The organism is Allosalinactinospora lopnorensis (assembly GCF_000981225.1).
Taxonomy (GTDB): Bacteria; Actinomycetota; Actinomycetes; order Streptosporangiales; family Streptosporangiaceae; genus Allosalinactinospora; species Allosalinactinospora lopnorensis.
Genome location: NZ_LAJC01000022.1, coordinates 18,704 through 38,684 on the forward strand (window position 1 = coordinate 18,704; position 19,981 = coordinate 38,684).

General features: G+C 68.8%; 20 protein-coding genes. 8 read left to right on the forward strand and 12 right to left on the reverse strand.

The features are described 5' to 3' along the window. Nucleotides 1-188 precede the first annotated feature (188 nt). The 7 genes from VS93_RS10330 to VS93_RS10360 form a co-directional block, all read right to left on the reverse strand. The gene (locus VS93_RS10330) at nt 189-959 is read right to left on the reverse strand and encodes a CDP-alcohol phosphatidyltransferase family protein (RefSeq protein WP_046469755.1); all 771 of its coding nucleotides are present in this window, start codon (nt 957-959) and stop codon (nt 189-191) included. Beyond that, nucleotides 937-1,986 (reverse strand): iron-containing alcohol dehydrogenase family protein, encoded by a 1,050-nt coding sequence (locus VS93_RS10335; RefSeq protein WP_046469756.1) that lies wholly within the window; start codon nt 1,984-1,986, stop codon nt 937-939. The genes VS93_RS10330 and VS93_RS10335 overlap by 23 nt, the downstream gene beginning before the upstream one ends. A gap of 5 nt (nt 1,987-1,991) precedes the next feature. Continuing rightward, entirely contained in the window at nt 1,992-2,723 is a 732-nt protein-coding gene (locus tag VS93_RS10340; protein ID WP_046469757.1) for a phosphocholine cytidylyltransferase family protein, read from the reverse strand. 16 nt (nt 2,724-2,739) lie between these two features. Continuing rightward, nucleotides 2,740-3,387, reverse strand: a complete 648-nt coding sequence (locus tag VS93_RS10345) for a DUF5941 domain-containing protein (RefSeq protein ID WP_046469758.1) — start codon at nt 3,385-3,387, stop codon at nt 2,740-2,742. A gap of 3 nt (nt 3,388-3,390) precedes the next feature. Next, nucleotides 3,391-4,080 (reverse strand): hypothetical protein, encoded by a 690-nt coding sequence (locus VS93_RS10350; protein ID WP_156184772.1) that lies wholly within the window; start codon nt 4,078-4,080, stop codon nt 3,391-3,393. A gap of 589 nt (nt 4,081-4,669) precedes the next feature. Continuing rightward, nucleotides 4,670-5,476, reverse strand: a complete 807-nt coding sequence (locus tag VS93_RS10355) for an ABC transporter ATP-binding protein (protein ID WP_046469760.1) — start codon at nt 5,474-5,476, stop codon at nt 4,670-4,672. Next, complete coding sequence (locus tag VS93_RS10360) at nt 5,477-6,304, reverse strand: ABC transporter permease (protein WP_046469761.1); 828 nt, start codon at nt 6,302-6,304, stop codon at nt 5,477-5,479. Nucleotides 6,305-6,729: 425 nt separating this feature from the next. On the opposite strand from VS93_RS10360, the gene VS93_RS10365 reads away from it, so the two are divergent. After that, nucleotides 6,730-7,509 carry an IspD/TarI family cytidylyltransferase gene (locus VS93_RS10365; RefSeq protein WP_046469762.1) on the forward strand — a complete coding sequence of 260 codons (780 nt, stop codon included), beginning with the start codon at nt 6,730-6,732 and terminating at the stop codon, nt 7,507-7,509. After that, a complete protein-coding gene (locus VS93_RS10370; RefSeq protein WP_046469763.1) occupies nt 7,506-8,261 on the forward strand; it encodes a glycerophosphodiester phosphodiesterase in 756 nt (251 codons plus the stop codon). The genes VS93_RS10365 and VS93_RS10370 overlap by 4 nt, the downstream gene beginning before the upstream one ends. Here VS93_RS10370 and VS93_RS10375 read toward each other — a convergent pair. After that, nucleotides 8,258-9,268, reverse strand: coding sequence for a glycosyltransferase family 2 protein (locus tag VS93_RS10375; RefSeq protein ID WP_082126780.1), 1,011 nt, complete (start codon nt 9,266-9,268; stop codon nt 8,258-8,260). The genes VS93_RS10370 and VS93_RS10375 overlap by 4 nt on opposite strands. Nucleotides 9,269-9,667: 399 nt before the next feature. Between VS93_RS10375 and VS93_RS10380 the strand changes: the two genes are divergently transcribed. From VS93_RS10380 to VS93_RS10390, 3 genes are all read left to right on the forward strand, one after another. Then, entirely contained in the window at nt 9,668-11,191 is a 1,524-nt protein-coding gene (locus VS93_RS10380) for an LCP family protein (protein WP_046469765.1), read from the forward strand. Nucleotides 11,192-11,311: 120 nt separating this feature from the next. Continuing rightward, complete coding sequence (locus VS93_RS26890; protein ID WP_156184773.1) at nt 11,312-11,995, forward strand: hypothetical protein; 684 nt, start codon at nt 11,312-11,314, stop codon at nt 11,993-11,995. Nucleotides 11,996-12,279: 284 nt separating this feature from the next. After that, a complete protein-coding gene (locus VS93_RS10390; protein ID WP_046469766.1) occupies nt 12,280-13,611 on the forward strand; it encodes a UDP-glucose dehydrogenase family protein in 1,332 nt (443 codons plus the stop codon). Between the two features lie 57 nt (nt 13,612-13,668). Here the strand turns inward: VS93_RS10390 and purE are convergent, their stop codons facing one another. Then, nucleotides 13,669-14,208: a 5-(carboxyamino)imidazole ribonucleotide mutase gene (purE, locus tag VS93_RS10395; protein ID WP_173434287.1), complete on the reverse strand. Its 540-nt coding sequence runs from the start codon at nt 14,206-14,208 to the stop codon at nt 13,669-13,671. Further along, nucleotides 14,205-15,362, reverse strand: a complete 1,158-nt coding sequence (locus tag VS93_RS10400; protein WP_082126781.1) for a 5-(carboxyamino)imidazole ribonucleotide synthase — start codon at nt 15,360-15,362, stop codon at nt 14,205-14,207. Before VS93_RS10400 ends, purE begins: the two co-directional genes overlap by 4 nt. A 128-nt stretch (nt 15,363-15,490) precedes the next feature. On the opposite strand from VS93_RS10400, the gene VS93_RS10405 reads away from it, so the two are divergent. The 3 genes from VS93_RS10405 (at nt 15,491) to VS93_RS10415 (ending at nt 18,185) form a co-directional block, all read left to right on the forward strand. Then, nucleotides 15,491-15,997, forward strand: a complete 507-nt coding sequence (locus VS93_RS10405; RefSeq protein ID WP_046469768.1) for a GtrA family protein — start codon at nt 15,491-15,493, stop codon at nt 15,995-15,997. Nucleotides 15,998-16,170: 173 nt separating this feature from the next. After that, nucleotides 16,171-16,839 carry a response regulator transcription factor gene (locus VS93_RS10410; RefSeq protein ID WP_046469769.1) on the forward strand — a complete coding sequence of 223 codons (669 nt, stop codon included), beginning with the start codon at nt 16,171-16,173 and terminating at the stop codon, nt 16,837-16,839. A 62-nt stretch (nt 16,840-16,901) separates the two neighbouring features. Further along, a complete protein-coding gene (locus tag VS93_RS10415; RefSeq protein ID WP_046469770.1) occupies nt 16,902-18,185 on the forward strand; it encodes a sensor histidine kinase in 1,284 nt (427 codons plus the stop codon). Nucleotides 18,186-18,191: 6 nt separating this feature from the next. Here the strand turns inward: VS93_RS10415 and VS93_RS10420 are convergent, their stop codons facing one another. Further along, on the reverse strand, nt 18,192-18,848 hold the full coding sequence (locus VS93_RS10420) for an MBL fold metallo-hydrolase (protein ID WP_046469771.1): 657 nt from the start codon (nt 18,846-18,848) through the stop codon (nt 18,192-18,194). Then, complete coding sequence (locus VS93_RS10425; protein WP_046469793.1) at nt 18,849-19,934, reverse strand: S-(hydroxymethyl)mycothiol dehydrogenase; 1,086 nt, start codon at nt 19,932-19,934, stop codon at nt 18,849-18,851. Nucleotides 19,935-19,981 lie beyond the last annotated feature (47 nt).

Below are 19,981 nucleotides of genomic sequence, written 5' to 3' on the forward strand. Positions count from 1 at the left end.
GCCGGCGCTTCCTGAGGAACTGGACTGGTCATGAGAACCGATCATCAAGGTGGACAGCGGTTGGACAGGATATGAGCATCGCACGAAGAGGCTAACAAAGGAATAAAGAAAGGTTTGAGATCGGCACCGGCCTGCGCAGGGAAGACGGCCGATGGTCCGGCCCCGCGGGGTGCGGGACCGGACCGGACTCAGTACAGCCGACGCGAAGCCAGCACGCTCACCAGGTGCAGGACGGTCTGCAGCGCGGCCACCGCGACGCAGACGGCCACAAGGACCTGGGTGGCCAGCAGGTCGCCGCGGACCGCGTCCACCACGGCGGCCACCACCGCCAGCAGCGACAGCTCCACGGCCTGGATCACCCGGTGGAAGCGCAGGCTCGACGCGAGCTTGCGCGCCAGCCCAAGGCCGGCCGAGCGCGGCTGCATGGCCGTCTCAGGGATCTTGTCCGGCAGGCCGGCCTTCGCGCGGGCCACCGAGACATTGTCGGTCTCGACCTTGATCAGCGCGGCCCCGATCGCGGCGGCCATGCCGGCGATCACCCATCCACCGGCCTCGAACCCGCCCTGGGCGCGGATACCAAGGCCGATCAGCAGGGTGATCTCGGCCAGGTAGTGCCCGATGCGGTCGAGGTAGATCCCCGCGACACTGGTCCGGCCGGTGTACCGGGCGACCTCGCCGTCGGAGCAGTCGAGCAGCAGGTAGACCTGGACCAGGACGGCCGCGAGCAGCGCCGACCACAGGCCTCCGAACGCCAGGACCACACCGGCGAGCACGCCGAACGCCATCATGAGGTAGGTGATCGGGTTCGGTGGCACACCGAGGCGGATGAACCCGGTGCTCACATACGGCGAAATATCGCGCATGTAGAGCCGGCCCGCCCAGTGCTCCTCGTTGACGCGCTCCTTTATGCCTTCGGGCTGCCCTCCCGCTCGGACGTCATCGACCGACGGTTTGGACATATTCACTGACGCTCCGCCGAATCTCGTCATCGGTCAGGTTCAGGTGCTCCAGAATCGTGTAGCGGCCCGGCCGGGTGGAGGGGGCGTAGGCCACGGCGCGCGCGAACCGGTCCTCGTCGAGCCCGATGTCGCCGGGAACGATGGGCAGCTCGTGCCGAAGCAGGCAGGAGTGGATGTCCCTCATCCGTTCCTGCGTCTCGCCCTGGTAGCGCGTACGCAGGTAGTAGGCGTAGAGCGCGCCGATCCCGGCCAGTTCCCCGTGGTTGCTGGTCCCCGGGTAAAGCTGGTCTATGGCGTGCAGGATCTCGTGGCAGGCGCCGCTCGCCGGCCGGCTGGAGCCCGCGACGGACATCGCCATTCCGGACAGCACGAGCGCCTCGGCCAGTGCGGTGAGGAACTCCTGGGAGTCCACCGAGTCCTGCCGGTGCACGATGGCCTCGGCGGCGACCCGGGCGAAGGTGACGGCCATGCCGTCCACCGGCTCCCCCTGCTCGCGCCCTGCCAGTTCCCAGTCGGCGATGGCCGAGAGGTTGCTCACGGCGTCGCCGATCCCCGAACGGACCAGGCGCTGGGGGCCGGCCCGGACATAGTCCACATCGACCACCACGGCGATCGGCATGGTGACGCCGTAGGAGCCCTTTCCGCTCTCGTGCTCAAGGGAGCTGACCGGGGAGGCGATGCCGTCGTGGGAGAGGTTGGTGGCCACCGCCACCATGGGGATGCCCGCCATGGACGCGGCGAACTTGGTGACATCGATGGTCTTGCCGCCGCCGATGCCGGCCACGGCCTCGTAGGCGCCCGAGCGCAGCTTCTTGCCGAGCTCGGTGGCGGTGTCGACGCTTCCCCCGTTGACCTGGAAGACCTCGCAGTGGGGGAGGTCGAGCTCGGCCACGATCTGCGTGCCCTGGCCGGGGCCGACCGCGACGGCGATGCGGCCCTCATTGGCGATACGGCGGTCGGCGAGCACCGTGCCGAGGGAGCTGATGGCGCCGCGACGGACGTCGATCGCGAGAGGGGAGGTGACCATCCGGGCTAGTAGCGGCATGCGATCTCCCTCGCACGGTTCAGGTCGTCGTGGTCGTCGACCTCCACCCAGTCCACCTTGCCGATCGGCGCAACCGCGACCTTGCCGCCCCGGTTCACGAGTTCCTGGAACCCGTCCTCGTAGTAGAGCTGCGGGTCGCGTTCCCAGGTCGCCTTCAAAGCATCGGCGAGCCGGTCACCCACGTGCCCCTCGATGAGAGTGGCGCCGATGTACTCGCCCGCGGCCACGACCGGATCCATGAGCTTGGTGATGGTGCGCAGGTGACCGGACTCGTCCAGGGTCACCTTCATCTCCTCGTCAGCGAGGGTCTTGGCATTGTCCACCGCCAGGAGCAGTTCCGGCCCCCGCGCGGCGAGTAGCGTCTCTTCCACACTCACCGGGTGGACGGTGTCGCCGTTGACGAGGAGGACGCCTTCGGAGAAGCAGTCGCGCGCGGTCCAGAGGGAGTAGGCGTTGTTCCACTCCTCGGCCTTGTCGTTGTAGACCAGCGTCAGCGTGACACCGTGCCGGCGTTCCAGGGCCTCCTTGCGCTCCTCCACCGCTTCGGCGCGGTAGCCGACGACGACCGCGACGTCGGTGAGCCCGGCCGCCGCGAGATTGTGCAGAGAGATGTCCATGATGGTGGTGTCACCATCGACCGGAACCAGCGCCTTTGGCAGGGTGTCGGTGTACGGGCGCAGCCGGCGGCCCGCTCCCGCGGCAAGAACCATACCGAGCATGTACGCGCCTTCCTCCTTATGTTGTGGAGGCGTCCACGCCTCCCTGTTCGTTTCGCGGAACGTCCGCCACCGCCGTGATCGGGGTCGCGAGCCAACTCGTCCAGGTCTCCCAGACGAGCAGCACCACGAGGTACCCCGCGAGTGCCCCGTAGGCGAAGGGTAGCCAGCCCAGCACACCGCCTAGAGCGATGAGCAGCATCCGCCCGTCCCATCCGAGCCTCGCCCGCATGGTCCATACGGGTGGGCGCACACCGCAGCGTGTGCGGCGAACGGCATCGCAGTGGTGCAGCGCGACCACGGCCAGCAGTACGAACACCAATGGAGCGGGCACATCCGATCCGTGGCCGAGCGCGAGTAGGTAAAGATACTCCGTCCCGCGCAGGACCGGAGGGATCATCCAGTCGAAGCGCCCATCATGTGGATGTCCCGAAGCCGCCCCTGACAGCAGCAGAGCAACCGCCGGTGCGAACAGGGTAATGCCTGACAGCTGACCGAGTCCGGCCACCACCAGGGTGGCCACGACGAGCGCGCCCACCAGAGTGGGCAGCAGCGGCGGAACCGCACCCGCGACGATCCTGCCGAACCCATCGCTAAAGTACCCGTCATCGCGGAGGAAACGCACGTCAACCCGGGTGTCCCGGGATTCCGGCGATATGGCGACCATGTGCTACCTCGCGTCGTCCCGCGCAGGATGATCCGCGAACTCACCGCAGACCGCAATGGCGCAACCGATGATCAGTGCGACAAACGTCACCCGCGCATCCCAAATCGTTATAGTCAGAGCGATCACGGCGAAGCGCCCGGCTTGCGGGAACCGCGGAACGCGGCCCGACACGAGCGATCCCAGCGCCCGCCCGGTGTCAGGGTAGGCGCCCCCTTCGTGCGCCGGTTCGGCGCGTTCGTCCGGGACCGCGCCCATTTCGCGCATCACCTGGTAGCGCCCCTCCTCCCAGTGGGCCGGAGCCCTCGTACTGCGCGGCGCCGTACGGATCCGGATGGGGTGCTCCGGCTCCCCACTGCCGCGCGGCTCTTCTTCCTCCGGGCCGCCGAGCAGCTCCGCGGTGAGGGAGGGGTCACTCGGCGCGCGGCCGTTCGGTGAACTGCTGGGGTCCATGGCGTCCAGGGGCGAGCTGTGCTGGTGCCTCGCTGGTACCCCCTGGTGATCGACGGTGGGGTGCGGGGGCGCGGAGCGGGCTGTCCAGGCGGCCGCGACCGAATCGCGCATGGTCTGCGCGATGAGCGCCCCCGCGGCCCACGCCCACGCGTCCGGCACACCGGTGAGAACCCCGCCGATGGCCAGACCCGCGTAGACGACGTACTCGCGCAGCCGCGACAGCAGGGTCTCCAGCCAGAGCAAGTGTGACCTGTCGATCGCGTCCGAGCTCCACACCGGTGGAATCGGTGAACAGCACCGCGCCCAGCAGCAGTGAACCGGCCAGTGCACCGCGCAGGCCGCCTTCGGTGAACCACACTGCGGCCGCCACAGCGAGGAACAGGCCGATCCGCGCGAGACCGGCCTGGGTCAGTGATGCGCGGTCGGCCCAGCTCGCCGCGAGCCGAACCGCAGGGCTGACAATGCTCCCCGTCCCGTGAACGGCGTGCACCTGGACATCCGCCACACCCGTGCCCTCCCGTACTCCCCTTGTTGTGAACCGTCGCCCAGAAGGATCCGTTCGACAATCATCGACACACCGGAAGGGGAAGGACCGGCGGGACACGCCCATCCGGACATCGTGGAAAACCGGCGGCCGGTGCTGCGTTCAGCGCAGCACCGGCCGCAGAAGACCGGGGCGGTTGGGAGGCTCTGTCCGTTGCGGGTGGCTGGACGACGGTCGGAGGAAACCGCGGTGCGGAGCATCTCCAACAAGGGTGGTGGCGGGTGACGGGAACAGAACACCACACCGCGACGCGGTTCCTTTGAGGGTGGTGGCGGGTGACGGGCGGGCCTAGGCCGCCTTCTCATCCCCGTCGCCGTCGGTCTTCTTTTTCTTCTTCCGGGCTTCGATCTCGGCCTTGGTGTCCTCGTTGTAGGCTGCGAGCGAGCTCTCGATGTCGGAGTCCAGGGCCAGGGCGCCGTTCTTGATGTAGAGCCCCCGCCCGCAGAAACGCTTCAGGTCCGTCTCGCTGTGCGAGACGAGCACCATCGTGCGCTGATTCTGCAGCATCTTGTCGATGGCGTCGTAGCACTTCCGCTTGAAGCTCTTGTCACCGACTGCGAGCACCTCGTCCACCAGCATGATGGGGTGCTCCAGCTGCGAGATCAGTGCGAAGCCGAGCCGCACCTTCATCCCGCTGGAGTAGTGGCGGACCGGGGTGTCGATGAACTTCTGGTCGATCTCGGCGAAGTCGACGATCTGCTCGAACCGCTCGTCGATCAACTGCTGGGACATGCCGTGCAGCGACCCGACGAGGTTCACGTTCTCCCTGCCTGTGAGCTGGTCGTTGAACCCGGCCCGCAGCTCCAGCAGCGGAGCCACCTTCCCGCAGACGGCGACCTCGCCCTCGTCGGGGATGAGGACTCCGGCGATCAGCTTGAGCAGGGTGGACTTTCCGGTGCCGTTCTTGCCCACGATGCCGACGCACTCGCCCTTGGCGACCTCGAACGAGATGTCGCGCAGCGGCCAGAAGTCGGTACCGGTGTTGGGGTCGCGCTTCGTGCCGTGGATGAACATCTCGCGCAGGCTGCGCTTGCGTCTGCGGTTCATCGCGAACTTGACGCCGAGCCCCTTGGCCTCAATGACCGGCTCCGCCATTTACAACTCCTTGAGGACGGACGTTTCCAGACGCCGGAAGGTCGTGTATCCGATGATGAGCATGAGGATCGCTCCCCCGATCGTCGCGGACAGGATGAACGCGTCCGGGGCGTCGGCCGGGAACCAGACGGCGTGATGCATTTTGAAGATACCCAGGAGCGGGTTCAACGCGTACAAGGTCTTGAACCACTCTGGGAAGGTATCCGATTCCAGTACGAGCGTCGACGGGATGATGATCGCCGACGCGTAGAAGAGCACCCGGTTCAGGATACGCACAATGCGCTCGACATCACGGACAAGGACATTGATCGAGGCCAAAAGCAGTGTGACGCCCAGCGTGAACGCGAACTGCACCACGATCGCCAGCGGCAGCCACAGGAAGACGCCCTCGAGGGTCGTCCGCCCGCCCAGGAAGAACACGAAGACCAGCAGCACCGGCCAGGTGAACAGGTAGTCCACGAACTTGGTGGCGACGACCGAGAAGGGGAAGATCTCCCGGGGCACCTTCATGGTGGTGATGAGCTTGGAGTGCGTGATCAGCGCCCTCGGGGCCTCGCTGAACCCGGCGCTGAACCACAGCCAGGGGAGCAGCCCTGAGATCAGGAACAGCAGGTACCCGCCAGGTGCCTCGTCCCCCCCGGGCACTCCCCGGTTGGTGTTGAATATCAGGCCGAAGACGAAGAAATAGACCCCCGCCATTGCCAGTGGCTCCAGCATCGACCACGCGTAGCCGAGGATCGACTGCTGGTACTTGACCTTAAGGTCACGCCGGACCAGAAGGCCCACGACCTTCCGGTTCTGCCAGACGGCCAGCGCCCTTGACGCCACCGCCACCTCCTCCGGGATGCGTTCGTCATCTGGTCGACCGCGGCGACGGCACCCGTCACGCGGTCCGGGCCGGGCACCGGCGTCCGCCGGACCCGCCTGCGATGAACCTTGAGCGCGGCCATACCGGCGCTCGACCGCCAGGAACGAGCTGCGGCCGTTCGGTTCGAGAGTCGGATGTCCAGGGGGCTCCGGCGCTACACAGCATGACAGCCGCGCGCTCCACCCCTGGGATCAGTGCCCGAATACTGGCATTCTCGCCCATCGGGAACCCCAATCAGGCGTCTCAGATTACCCCCGCTTCAGAGAGCATGGTTCCACAGCCGCCGATTGTTCGACCGATGTTAGCCCGGCCGGCGCCCGGATCCACACCCAAGTGTCCGCTGGCCATGTCCTACCCTCACTATCGATACGGAGAGAGGTGTTCCATGCCGGCTGATCCCGTTACCGGTGCTTCCTTCGGTGCTCCGGAACGGCCGCACGTGACCGCCGCGGTCCTGGCGGGCGGAGTCGGGGTGCGCATGGGCGGGCAACGACCCAAGCAGCTGCTGCCGCTGGCGGGGCGGGCCGTCATCGAGCACTCGGTCGCCGCGTTCTGCGCCGCTCCTGAGGTCGACGACGTTATCGTACTGATGGTCGAGGAATACCTCCCGGAGATCGAGAAGATGGTGGCCGACAGCGGCCTGACGAAGGTCTCCGCGATTCTGCCCGGCGGCCCGACCCGCACCCGCACCTCGTGCGCGGCGCTGCGGGCGCTGGACGCGCGCAGCGGGGGCGACATCCTCCTGCTGCACGACGCCGCGCGGCCGCTTGTGCGCCGGCGGACCATCGCCTCCTGCGTCGCGGCACTGGACGAGGCGGGTGCCGTGGGTGTGGCGGTTCCCTCCTCCGACACCGTCGTCGAGGTCGAAAGGGGGGTGTCGGGGGCCGAGGTGCTTCGCGCCGTGCCGCCGCGAAGCGCGCTGCGCCGTATGCAGACTCCGCAGGGCTTCCGGCTGGATGTGCTCCGACGCGCCTACGACCTGGCGCTCGCCGACCCCGATCTGGTGGCCACCGACGACTGCGGTGTCGTGCTGCGTTACCTGCCGGGGGAAGAGGTCCGCATCGTCAAGGGCGAGGACAGCAACATCAAGATCACCAATCCCGGCGACATCGAGGTCGCCGAAGTCCTGCTGCGCCATCGGGCCGAAGGGACGGACCGGGGTTGACGATCTTCACCGCGCCCGAGGTCATCGGGCATCGCGGCGCCGGTCGGGGCGCCGTCGACGGCAACGCGGAGAACACCCTCCCATCGTTCCGGGCCGCGGCCGAGGCCGGCGCGACCTGGATCGAGATCGACGTGCGCCGAACGGCCGACGACTTCCTGGTGGTCCGGCACGACGCGGCGTTCGCCGACGGCCGGGCTCTCGTGGACCTGCCGTTGGAGGCGTGCCGGGAGCACGGCGTGATCACTCTTGAGGAGGCGGTCGAGGCCATTCCCCGGCACATCGGGCTCGATGTCGACGTCAAGACGGTGATGGAGGACGCCACCGCCCCGGCCGCGCGTCGCACGATGGCGCTGCTGCTGCCCTTCCTCCGCCGCGAGGCGAAGCGCCGGCGGCTGTTCGTGTGCTCTTTCGACCCCGCGGCCCTGCTTGCGCTGCACCGCGACGTCCCCGAGGTCCCCACCGCGTGGATGCCGTTCGTCCGCAACCCGCTGGACCAGGCGGTCGCCGGAGCGGCCGGGTTGGGGTGCTCCATCGTGGCGATCGACGCGCGCTCGTTCGGGCTGTCCGGCGAGACTCCGCGCCCGGGCCGCCGCGAGGTCGACTACACCGTCAGCATCGCGCACCAGGCCGGGCTGGAGATCGTGTCCTGGTGCCCCGGTCCCGTCGACGCCGCGCGGTTCGCCGATGCCGGCATGGACGCCGTGGTCGTCGACGACATCCCGGGGGTGATCGAGGCCCTCAAGGCGCGCTAGGCGTTCTCGCGGTTCTCCTGCCGGGCGCGGACGGTGCGGGAGTCGGCGCCCAGGCCGGGCGGGCTGGTGAGGAATCCCGTGCCCCACGACATGTGCATCGTGGCCAGCGCCACGGGGACCGCCGCCCGGGCCTTCCAGGGCAGCCCCGCTCCCAGCGGGACGGATGCGGCCACGATGGCGGCCAGGTAGCCGCCCGGAAGAAGCCAGGCCGGCCAGAAGAACACCCCGCCGGCGATCCCCAGCAGGATCGCGAGCACGGCGGCCGGCGGAGCGAGGTAGCGCAGGTTGATGGTCCCCTTGTGCTGGCGGGCGACGACGCGCCGCCAGCGGCCGTAATGGAAGTACTGCCGGGCCAGTGCCTTGGGGTTGGGGCGCGGCCGGTAGGAGACGCGCATCCGCGGCTGGAACCAGACGACGCCGCCGCTGCGCCGGATCCGGTAGTTCATCTCCCAGTCCTGGGCGCGCAGGAACGCCTCGTCGTAGCCTTCGACCCGTTCAAGGGCCGAACGCTGGAAGACGCCCAGGTAGACGGTGTCGGCCGGGCCTCCCTCGCCGCCGGTGTGGAAGCGTGCGTTGCCCACGCCCACCTTGGAGGTCATGGCGGCGGCGACGGCCCTCTCCCACCAGGTCTCCCCCTCGGCGGCCATGATGCCGCCCACGTTGTCGGCGCCCGTCTCGCTCAGCGTCTCCACGGCCACCCGGAGATAGTCCGCGGGCATCATCGCGTGGCCGTCGATCCGGGCCACGATGGAGTGCGACGACGCGGCGATCGCCGCGTTGAGTCCGGAGGGCGTGCGGCCGCTGGGATTGTCGACGACCTTGATGCGGGGGTCATCGGCCGCCAGCGAATCGGCGACCTCCCGGGTGCGGTCTTTCGACGGCCCGATGGCGAGCACCACTTCGAGCTCGCCCGGATACTCCTGGGCGAGCACGTGCCGCACAGCGGCGGCAAGATGGCGCTCCTCGTTCAGGATGGGCATGACTACCGAAACTGCCGGCCAGGTCACGGGCGTGTCCAAGGGTCGATGGGCCTTTCTCGCGCGCCTACGTCCCGGGTGCTGTGCGGGTAGCGGACCCTTCCCGTCCCTCCAGGGGCACGGGCCGCCGCCGTGGTCGCGCTCGCTCACGCGCCGTTCGATCCGCCACCGCCGGGCGCGACCGCGGCGCGAGAACGTCCAGCTCTCCCACGGTCCGCACCGCGAGACGAAAAGGCTCGGTCTCCGCGTCTGCTATCAGCTCGCTCGCCTGGTAACGCTACTGCACCTCTCGCCCGGATCCGGCCATGTTCCGGGTACCCGGTGCCCGTCTGGGTACCAACACGCCGAGACGCGGCATCCCACGGTTCATCGGTGGATCGGTGACAGCCTGGGGAAGGATACGGGGTCGGGCATGTGGAGCGGGGAGCGATGAAGGATGGTGAGAGAGACGGCGGAAACCGGACGGGGGAGGACGCCCCGGAGTTTCCCCGTTTCCGCTCGGAGCCCACGCCGCCCGGGCCGACGGAACCGGCGCGCGCCCGGGGAATCGCGGGTATCCCCAGCGCAAAGGTCCGCCGGCAGCGGGCCGTGCTGCTGTTCGCCGGGATGATGTCGTGTGTCGTGCTCCTGGCCTCCGGTACCGCTTGGGCGTTCACGGAATGGGCCTCCGGGCGGATCGACCGCTTCGATGTCTTCGGCGGACTGCTGGACGGCGACCGTCCCGACGCCGGGGCCGAGGGCGCCCTCACCTTCCTCGTCATCGGCTCCGACGGCCGGGGGGAGCTCGACGAGGACGAACTGGGTGAGCACGAGGCCACGGGGGAACGCTCGGACAGCATCATGCTCGTCCACCTGAGCGAGGAGCGCGACCGCGCCGACGTCATCGGTATCCCCCGCGACTCCTGGGTGGACGTCCCCGGCCACGGCAAGAACAAGATCAACGCCGCCTACTCCTACGGCGGCCCGCAGCTCGCCGTGCAGACCGTGGAGTCGGCCACGAACGTACGTATCGACCACTACGTCGAACTGGACTTCTCGGGCTTCGTCGATGTCGTCGACGCTCTCGGGGGAGTCGAGGTCTGCCTGCCCGAACCCATCGACGACCCCAAAGCGCAGCTGAGCATGGACGCCGGCACCCACCAGGTCGACGGGAAGGAGGCGCTCGCCTTCGCCCGCACGCGCCAGACCTCCGGCGGCGACCTCGACCGCATCGGCCGGCAGCAGCAGGTCCTCTCGGCGCTGCTGGACAAGGCGCTGAGCTCGGAGACGCTGTCGGACCCGGGAAGATTCGCCGCCTTCCTCGACAGCGCGCTCGGCTCCGTGACCGTGGACGAGGACCTGGACACCGCCACCATCAACAAGCTCGGCGGCCAGGTGCGCGACCTCGGCCTCGACGACGTCTCCTTCACCCAGATCCCGGTCGCCGAGACGGACTACTGGACGCCGCGCGGCGATGTCGCCGTCAGGTGGGAGGAGAAGGGCGCACGGCGACTGTTCGCCGACATCAATGCGGACCGGCCGATCACCGAGAAGGGCAGAGGCGACCGGGCGGACAGGGCCGCGGACAGCAACGCGGCCGGGAAGCCGCGCCCGCGGGACGTCCGGCTGCAGGTCTTCAACGGCGTCGGCACACCCGGCCTGGGTAACGAGGTCCGGACCGCGCTCTCGGACGCCGGGTTCGCCGTCCCCGCACAGGCGCGGAACTGGTCCTCGCGAGGCGTCGAAACGACGCTGGTCCGGCACGGCCCCGGGGGCGAGGACGCGGCGGCTCTGGTCGCCGAGAGCATTCCCGGTTCCGAGCCGGAGGAGGACGCCACCTTGGGCGAGGAGATCCAGGTGGTGATCGGTTCCAGCTACACGGCGGTCGCCCCGCCCGAACCGCCCCCCGCGGAGAGCAGCGCCCCTCGGGACGGCGCCGGCGCCTCCACCGCGCGGGACAACATCTGCGGATAGCGGTCCGGCCCCCGGCCCGTGCGCGGGCGTACGGAGCAGTACCGAAGAGGTGCGCTAGGGTGCCCGGGGCATCATGGTTATGAGCACAATGCCGGGCGCAGTAAGCCTCAGGAGGATCCCGTGCTACGCCATATGTTCGGCCTGTTGGCCGGACTGCTCTGCACGCCGCTGCTGTGGGTCGGTGCCGCATGGTCGGCCGCCGAGATCGGGACGGGCCCGGAGGGCGGGAACCTCGACAGCGGCTCGGCGATGCCGGCGGTCGCCGCGCTCCTGGCCATCGGCGTGCTCGGCGGGGTGCTGGTCGGCGCCCGGATATCGCCGCTGGCCGCGTTCCTCTCCGGCGGGCTGCTGCTGGGGTTCTGCCTCTGGCCCCTGCTGGATCCCGCCTCGCTGAACGCCGCCCTGCCGGGCTGGCTGGACTCCGGTTCGCTGTTCCACCCGCTGGGGCCGGCGCTGCCGGTCACCCTGCCTTTGGGCACTCTGCTCTTCTTCTCCGCGCTGTTCCCGTCGCGGTGGCGCTCGGCGGGGGCCGCCTACGCCGCCACCACCCCGCCCCCCGCGTACGAGGCGGTCCCCGATTCCGGCTACCCGCCGGTGGCCGGCGGGTACGACCAGCGGCCGTACCCGAGCGGGCCCGCCCCGGAGACGGAGGAGCCCGGCGCTCCCGGGTACGGCGACTCCGCCAAGTCCACGACACCGTTCCAGCGGGACCCGCGGGGCGGCGCGCCCCGCCCCGCGTGGACCGACACACCGCCCGATCCCGCGTCCCAGACCCGGGTCTTCCGCGAAGAGGAGGACCGGTGAACAGTACGGCGGAAGGGGACGGTCCAGCGCATTTCCGAAGGTAATCTTGAACCCGACCGCCAGCCCTCGAATCCCGCGATCCTCGCGGGACCGCACGGAACCGTTCATCCACCCCTTGATTGCCCTGTTTTAACTCACGGTTAAGGTTGCGCCGCGGCCGAGTCCGGCAATGTCTCCCCTAACACGTGTTGCGCGGGCTCCCGGACGCCGCGTCACCTGCGGTGGGGCGAAAGGTGAAGGGCCGCCTGCGCGGCACGGTGGTGGAAGCAAGGAAGGACGGACCATTGGTCGAAGGACAACGCAACAGGATCTCGGTCATCGGAACCGGGTACCTGGGCGCCACACACGCCGCCTGCATGGCCGATCTCGGCTTCGAAGTGCTGGGCCTTGACGTCGACCAGACCAAGATCGACAGTCTTTCCGCCGGCCGCATCCCGTTCTACGAGCCCGGGCTGGAAGAGGTCCTCGGCCGCAACCTGGCCAACGGACGCCTGCGCTTCACCACCGACTACGACGAGGTCACCGAGTTCGCCGACACCCATTTCCTCTGTGTCGGGACACCACAGCGCGCCGATTCCAACGCCGCCGACCTCAGTTACGTCGAAGCCGCCGTCGAAAGCCTCGCCCCGCGGTTGACCCGCCCGGCGGTGGTGATCGGCAAGTCCACCGTCCCCGTAGGCACGGCCGCCCGCGTCGCGGCCCAGTTCCATGCCATCGCCCCAGCGGGCGAGGCCGTCGAGCTCGGCTGGAGCCCGGAGTTCCTGCGCGAGGGCTTCGGCGTCGAGGACACCCTGCGGCCCAACCGCATCGTCATCGGCACCGACTCCGAACGGGTCGAGACGGTCATGCGGGAGATCTCCACCGCACAGATCGAACAGGGCATCCCGTTTCTCGTGACCGACCTCCAGACCGCAGAGCTGGTCAAGGTCTCGGCCAACGCATTCCTGGCCACCAAGATCTCCTTCATCAACGCCATGGCGGAGGTCTCCGAGGCGGCCGGCGCCGATGTCATGCAGCTGGCCAAGGCACTCTCCTACGACGACCGCATCGGCGGCAAGTTCCTCGGCCCGGGGCTCGGTTTCGGCGGGGGATGCCTGCCCAAGGACATCCGCGCTTTCATGGCCCGCGCCGATGAGCTCGGCGTCGAGCCCGCGCTGTCGTTCCTCCGCGAGGTCGACGCCATCAACCAGCGCCGCAGGGCCCGCACGATCGATATCGCACGGGCCCTCATCGGCGGTGGGTTCGCCGGCCGTACCATCGCCGTCTTGGGGGCCGCGTTCAAACCCAACTCCGACGACATCCGGGACTCCCCGGCGCTCGACGTCGCCTCCACCATCGCCTCACTGGGCGCGACCGTGACCGTTTACGACCCCGAAGCGCTCGAGAAGGCGCAGCAGGCCCACCCCGAGCTCAACTACGCGCACTCCATGCTGGAGGCGGTGCGCGACGCCGAGGTCGTGCTGATGCTCACGGAGTGGACCGAGTTCCGCGACGCCGACCCTGAGGAGGTCGCCAAGGTCGTGGCGAAGCGCAACATCGTCGACGGCCGCAACGCGCTCGACGCGACCGAGTGGCGCGCCCACGGCTGGACCTACCGCGCTCTCGGCCGCCCCTGAAAGGCGGCGCCGGCCGTACCGCCGGCGCCCCGACGGGAGCGTCTCCCGCCTACCGGGTCATCCACCCATACCGAAACCGATGGACGCGTTGCCCGCGTCCACCTGGCGGCGCAGGCGTTCGCCCTTGGCCTGGGCCTGCGTTTTCAGATCGGCCTGGAAGCCGCGCATCTTCTCGCGGAGGTCGGCGTCGTGCATGGCGAGCATGCGCACCGCGAGCAGAGCGGCGTTCCGGGCCGCGCCGATCGCGACCGTGGCGACGGGGACACCCGCGGGCATCTGCACCATGGACAGCAGCGAGTCCATGCCGTCGAGGTGCTTCAACGGGACCGGCACCCCGATGACCGGCAGCGGCGTGACGGAGGCCAGCATGCCCGGAAGGTGGGCCGCTCCCCCGGCCCCGGCGATGATCGCCTTCAGTCCGCGGTCGGCGGCCTCCGAACCGTAGGCGACCATCTCCTCGGGCATCCGGTGCGCGGAGACGACGTCGGCCTCGTAGGAGACGTCGAACACCTCCAGCGCCGTGGCCGCTTCCCGCATCACGGGCCAGTCGGAGTCACTGCCCATGATGATGCCGATGGTGGGGGCGGTCTCGGTCAATTCGCGTCTCCCTTGAGGTAGGCGGCGGCGGCACGGGCCCGTCCGAGCAGCTCCCGGTGGTCAGCACCCTGTACGGTGACATGCCCGATCTTGCGGCCGGGCCGGACGTCCTTGCCGTAGAAGTGCATCTTGAGCTCGGGGTCCTTGGCCATCACATGAATGTAGCGGCTGAAGATGTCGGGATCCTCCCCGCCCAGCACGTTGGCCATCACCGAGTAGGGGGCGGTGGTACGCGGCGATCCCAGCGGCAGGTCGAGGACCGCGCGCAGGTGCTGCTCGAACTGGGAGGTGCGGGCCCCTTCGATCGTCCAGTGCCCGGAGTTGTGCGGACGCATGGCCAACTCGTTGATGACGACCCCGTCGCCGGTCTCGAAGAGCTCCACCGCGAGCATGCCGGTAACGCCGAGCGCGTGCGCCAGCTCGATCGCGAGCTCCTGGGCCCGGGTCGCCTTCTCCTCGTCGAGTCCGGGCGCGGGCGCGATCACCTCGTGGCAGATGCCGTCCCGCTGCACCGTCTCGACCACCGAGTAGGCCGCGACCTGCCCGTAGGGCGACCGCGCGACCTGCACGGCGAGCTCGCGCCGGAAGGCGACCTTCTCCTCCACCAGCAGTGGAACCTCGGCCTCGGCCGCCCGTTCCAGCACGGTCCGCGCCTCCGCCGCGGAGCCGACGACCCATACTCCCTTGCCGTCGTAACCGCCGCGTGCCGCCTTCAGCACCAGCGGCCATCCGGTCTCGGCGGCGAACGCCTCGACGTGGGCGACGGTGGTCACCGCGCGCCAGTGAGGGCAGGGCGCCCCCAGTTCCGCGGCACGGGTCCGCATTCGCAGTTTGTCCTGCGCATAGCGCAGCGCCTCGCGGCTCGGCCGGACGGCCGCACCGGTGTGCTCCACCTCACGCAGCACCGGATCGGGTACGTGCTCATGGTCGAAGGTGACCACGTCGCAGGACTTCGCGAAAGCCAGCAGGTCGGCCAGTCCCCGATCGTCACCCAGTTGCACGTCGGCACAGACCAGCGCGGCGCTGTCGGAGGTGGAGCCGGTCAGCACCCGGAAATCGGCGTCCAGGGCGATGGCCGCCTGATGCGTCATCCGGGCAAGCTGGCCGCCGCCGACCATGCCGACGCGGGGGACGGGCCGATTACGCTCGCTCACAGTTCCTCAACTCGTTGAATCGTTCGTACGTGGTGTGCGCGGAGGGAGAAGACATAGGCTGCTACAGGGCTCTGGGGTTACTACCCAGGGATTCTAGTGACCACCGTGAGGAGAGGTCGGACCACCTCGTGCGACCGGTTGTAGCGCTCTATCGCCGCTTCTCATGGCTGATCCACGAGCTCGCGAAGTTCGGGACCGTTGGCACCCTCGCCTACGGGGTGCAGATCGCGACGACGAACCTCTTCTGGGCGGTCTTCGGCATGCCGCCGCTGACCGGACAGGGGGCGGGCACTCTCTGCGCCACGGTCGTGGCGTTCCTCGGGCACCGCTACTGGACGTTCCACCACCGGGCGCGCACGGGGCTGGGCCGGGAGTACGCGCTGTTCTTCATCATGAACGGCGTCGGGATACTCATCCAGCTCCTGTGCGTCGGAGTCACCGTCTACCTGCTCGGTTTCGAGGGGGAGCTGGCCTACAACATCTCGGGCAACGTCGTCGGGGTCGGACTCGGCACCCTGTTCCGCTTCTGGTCCTACAAGAAGTGGGTGTTCCCCGCGGTCGCGGTTTCCGGTATCGGCGTCCCCGCCGATGCGGGGGAAGGCCCCGCAGCCGCCGGCGGAAGCGAGAGCGCCTGATCACCTTCCGTCATATTCTCGCCACTTTTCAGAAAAGAAAATTTAAAATCTTGGCGCTTCCGGATGATTAGTGAAGGATTTCCCGCCGTGAGCGTTCTGTAATTTCGGTCGAACCGGGATCGCCCCGGCGCGCGTAATAGGGAAACACCTTCCACTCGACTTACGATCGGTACATGACCTGCGTTTTGCTGGCCGAAGACGATGTCTCCATCTCCGAACCACTCGCACGTGCGCTCCGCCGCGAGGGGTATTCGGTAGATGTGACCGTGAGTGGCGTGGAGACTCTCGACCGCGCTCGCACTGGTGACATCGACCTTATGGTCCTCGATCTTGGACTGCCCGAAATGGACGGGCTCGAGGTCGCGCGGCGACTGCGCGCTGAGGGCCACGGCACGCCGATCCTGATCCTTACCGCGCGTGCCGACGAGGTCGATACCGTTGTGGGCCTGGACACGGGCGCCGACGACTACGTCACCAAGCCGTTCCGCCTGGCGGAGCTGCTCGCCCGGGTGCGGGCACTGCTGCGCCGAGGCGGGGCGGAGGTGCCCGTTGTGCACGGCGTGCGCATCGACAACGATTCCCGGCGCGCGTGGATCGGCGACCGGGAACTGCAACTCACCACAAAGGAATTCGATCTGCTGCGGGTCCTCGTACGCGACGCGGGCAAGGTCGTCACCCGCGAGCAGATCATGCGGGAAGTGTGGGACACGAACTGGTGGGGTTCCACCAAGACGCTCGATATGCACATCTCGTGGCTGCGGCGGAAGCTGGGCGACGACGCCAATCATCCTTCCTACATCACGACGGTGCGAGGAGTCGGCTTCCGGTTCGAACGAGAATAGACTGACCTGCGGCGTGGCACCCCATACTGGAACATCACGGTGCTACGCGTTCAAGGGGTGACATGCGCAGGCGGATGCTGTTCTCCACACTGGTGGTGACCGTCATCGCGGTCATGCTCTTGGGGCTGCCCCTGGGGGCGCTGACGTACAAGTCCGTCTACACGGAAAACGTCAACGAGCTGCAACGCGAGACGGAGATCATCGGCACGGAGGTCGAGGCCCAGATCGAGCGCGACGGCAGGATCGACACCGAGGATCTGGCGAGAGAGTATCCGCGCCGGCACATCGAGATCACCCGGCCCGACGAGCCCCCCATCGTCACCGGCGGCTGGCAGGTCGATCCGGACGCCCCCGACGCACCGCCGACGATTGTGGCCTCGGCCACCACCGACACGGGCATCGACATCCAGACGTGGCGCGCCACCGAACAGCTCCAGGAAAGCATCGTCAACGCCTGGTTGGGTATCGCGTCGCTGTCGCTGCTGGCCATCGCCGTGGCCGTGGGGCTGGCGATGCTCCAGGCCCGGCGGCTGACCCTGCCGCTGGTCGATCTCGCCGCGACCGCGGAACGGCTGGGATCCGGAGTCACCACCCCCTGGGGCCACCGCTACGGCATCCCCGAGGCCGACCGGGTCGCCGAGGTGCTGGACCGCAGCGCCGAACGTATCGCCGGGCTGATCGCCACCGAACGGCACTTCGCCACCGATGCCTCCCACCAGCTGCGCACTCCGCTCACGGCCCTGACCATGCGGCTCGAAGAGATCATCGCCGAGGCCCGGAACCCCGAGGTCGTCCGCGAAGAGGGCGAAGCCGCGCTCGCCCAGGCGGAACGGCTGGTGGAGACGGTCGAGAGCCTGCTCGGCCGGGCCCGCAAGAGCCAGAACCCCGAGGTCGAGCCGGTCCACATCGACGACGTCCTGCAGCAGTGCGTGGACGAGTGGAGCCCGGTGTTCCAGCAGGAGGGACGCGCCCTGGAGGTGACCGGCTCGGGCGGTCTCACCGCCATGACGGTACCCACCGACCTGTCCCAGATGCTAGCGACGCTGCTGGAGAACGCCTACAAGCACGGCGACGGGAGGGTGACCGTACGCCGCGTGGACACCGGCCAGTCCGTACGCATCGAGGTCAGCGACGAAGGTGACGGCATTCCCGAGCACATGGCCGGCAGGATCTTCGAGCGCGAGGTGACCGGCGGAAACGGCACGGGACTGGGCCTGGCCCTGGCCCGACACATCGCCGAGTCCGAGGGCGCACGGGTCGAGCTGATCCAGACGGACCCGACCACGTTCGCCCTCTTCCTCCCCTCGAGCGCCGGAGGCCTCTCGAAGATCACCGGCCCCGTATAGCCCCGCTCAGGCGCTCTTCCTCCCGCCGTCGCGGGCCAGCAGCTCCACCATGTTCGGGGTCTCCGCGTCGATACTGGTGGACGGGCCGTGCCCGGTGTGCACCACCGTGTTCCCGGGCAGCGGAAGCAGCCGCTCGCGGATGGACTCGATGATGGTCGGGTAGTCGGAGTAGGAGCGGCCGGTGGCGCCGGGACCGCCCTGGAACAGGGTGTCACCGGTGAAGACGACCCCCAGCCCGGGAGCGTACAGGCAGACCGCGCCGGGGGCGTGCCCCGGCGTGTGCAGCACCTCCAACTCGATGTCCCCGGCCTGCAGCCGCTCCCCCTGCAGCAGGGGGGCGTCGGGCTCACGGTCCGGGTAGACCATGCGCCACAGCGGTGCGTCGTCGGGATGCAGCAGGATCGGGGCGTCCGTGAGGTCGGCAAGCTGGGCCGCGGCGTTGATGTGATCGTTGTGCGCGTGCGTGCACACGATCGCCATCAGCTCGCGGTCACCCAGGGCCCGGGCGATCTCCTGATGGTCGTGCGCGGCATCGATCACGACCGCCGTGCGCTCGTCACCGATGATCCATACGTTGTTCTCGACCTCCCACTCGCCGCCGTCGAGCCGGAAGACACCGGACGTAACGAGCTTGTCGACGGGAACCTGCGATGCTGCGGCCATCTAGAGGACCACCACCGAACGCAGTACTTCACCGCGGTGCATTTTGTCGAACGCCTCCTCAACGCCGTCCAGGGGGATCTCCTCGCTGACGAAACCCGCCAGGTCCAGCCGGTTCTGCAGGTACAGCTCGATCAACATCGGGAAGTCCCGGGAGGGAAGACAGTCGCCGTACCAGGATGACTTCAGTGCGCCGCCCCGCCCGAAGACATCGAGCAGCGGGAGGTCGATCCGCATTTCGGGGGTCGGCACACCTACAAGTACCACTGTCCCCGCCAAGTCGCGAGAGTAAAACGCTTGCCGGTAGGTCTCGGGCCGTCCCACGGCGTCGATGACGACATCGGCCCCGTTGCCGTCGGTGAGCTCCTGGATCGCCTCGACAGGGGAGCGCTCGCGGGAGTTCACCGTGTGGGTGGCGCCGAACCGCACCGCCCGGTCGAGTTTGCGGTCGTCGATGTCGACCCCGATGATCCGGGTGGCGCCGGCCAGCTTCGCCCCGGCGATAGCGGCGTTGCCCACGCCCCCGCATCCGATGACCGCCACGGAGTCGCCCCGGGTGACCTGGCCGGTGTTCAGTGCGGCCCCGAGGCCGGCCATGACACCGCACCCGAGAAGGCCCGCGACAGCCGCGCGGGCCTTGGGGTCGACTTTGGTGCACTGCCCCGCAGCGACCAGCGTCTTCTCCGCGAAGGCGCCGATCCCCAGGGCCGGTGAGAGCGCGGTGCCGTCGGTCAGGGTCATCGGCTGGACCGCGTTGTGGGTGTCGAAGCAGTACCAGGGACGGCCGCGCCGGCAGGCCCGGCAGCGGCCGCAGACCGCCCGCCAGTTGAGGACCACGAAGTCGCCGGGCTCGACCTCCGTAACGCCCGGGCCGACCTCCTGCACAACGCCGGCGGCCTCGTGCCCCAGCAGGAACGGGAAGTCATCGTTGATACCGCCCTGCCGGTAGTGCAGGTCGGTGTGGCAGACCCCGCAGGCCTGGACCTCGACAAGGGCCTCTCCCGGGCCCGGGTCGGGAACGATGATGGTCTCGACGCTGACCGGAGTGTCCTTCTTCTGCGAGACGACTGCCCTGACTTCGTGCGCCATACCGGGCTCCTCCTGGTGGACCACGATGATGTCCCTTCCCAACATGC

What these genes read in the sequence shown, in the direction of transcription:
- VS93_RS10330 (WP_046469755.1), bottom strand. Translation starts at nt 959, where the DNA reads ATGTCCAAACCGTCGGTCGATGACGTCCGAGCGGGAGGGCAGCCCGAA.
- VS93_RS10335 (WP_046469756.1), bottom strand. Translation starts at nt 1,986, where the DNA reads ATGGTCACCTCCCCTCTCGCGATCGACGTCCGTCGCGGCGCCATCAGC.
- VS93_RS10340 (WP_046469757.1), bottom strand. Translation starts at nt 2,723, where the DNA reads ATGCTCGGTATGGTTCTTGCCGCGGGAGCGGGCCGCCGGCTGCGCCCG.
- VS93_RS10345 (WP_046469758.1), bottom strand. Translation starts at nt 3,387, where the DNA reads ATGGTCGCCATATCGCCGGAATCCCGGGACACCCGGGTTGACGTGCGT.
- VS93_RS10355 (WP_046469760.1), bottom strand. Translation starts at nt 5,476, where the DNA reads ATGGCGGAGCCGGTCATTGAGGCCAAGGGGCTCGGCGTCAAGTTCGCG.
- VS93_RS10365 (WP_046469762.1), top strand. Translation starts at nt 6,730, where the DNA reads ATGCCGGCTGATCCCGTTACCGGTGCTTCCTTCGGTGCTCCGGAACGG.
- VS93_RS10380 (WP_046469765.1), top strand. Translation starts at nt 9,668, where the DNA reads ATGAAGGATGGTGAGAGAGACGGCGGAAACCGGACGGGGGAGGACGCC.
- VS93_RS10410 (WP_046469769.1), top strand. Translation starts at nt 16,171, where the DNA reads ATGACCTGCGTTTTGCTGGCCGAAGACGATGTCTCCATCTCCGAACCA.
- VS93_RS10415 (WP_046469770.1), top strand. Translation starts at nt 16,902, where the DNA reads ATGCGCAGGCGGATGCTGTTCTCCACACTGGTGGTGACCGTCATCGCG.
- VS93_RS10420 (WP_046469771.1), bottom strand. Translation starts at nt 18,848, where the DNA reads ATGGCCGCAGCATCGCAGGTTCCCGTCGACAAGCTCGTTACGTCCGGT.
- VS93_RS10425 (WP_046469793.1), bottom strand. Translation starts at nt 19,934, where the DNA reads ATGGCGCACGAAGTCAGGGCAGTCGTCTCGCAGAAGAAGGACACTCCG.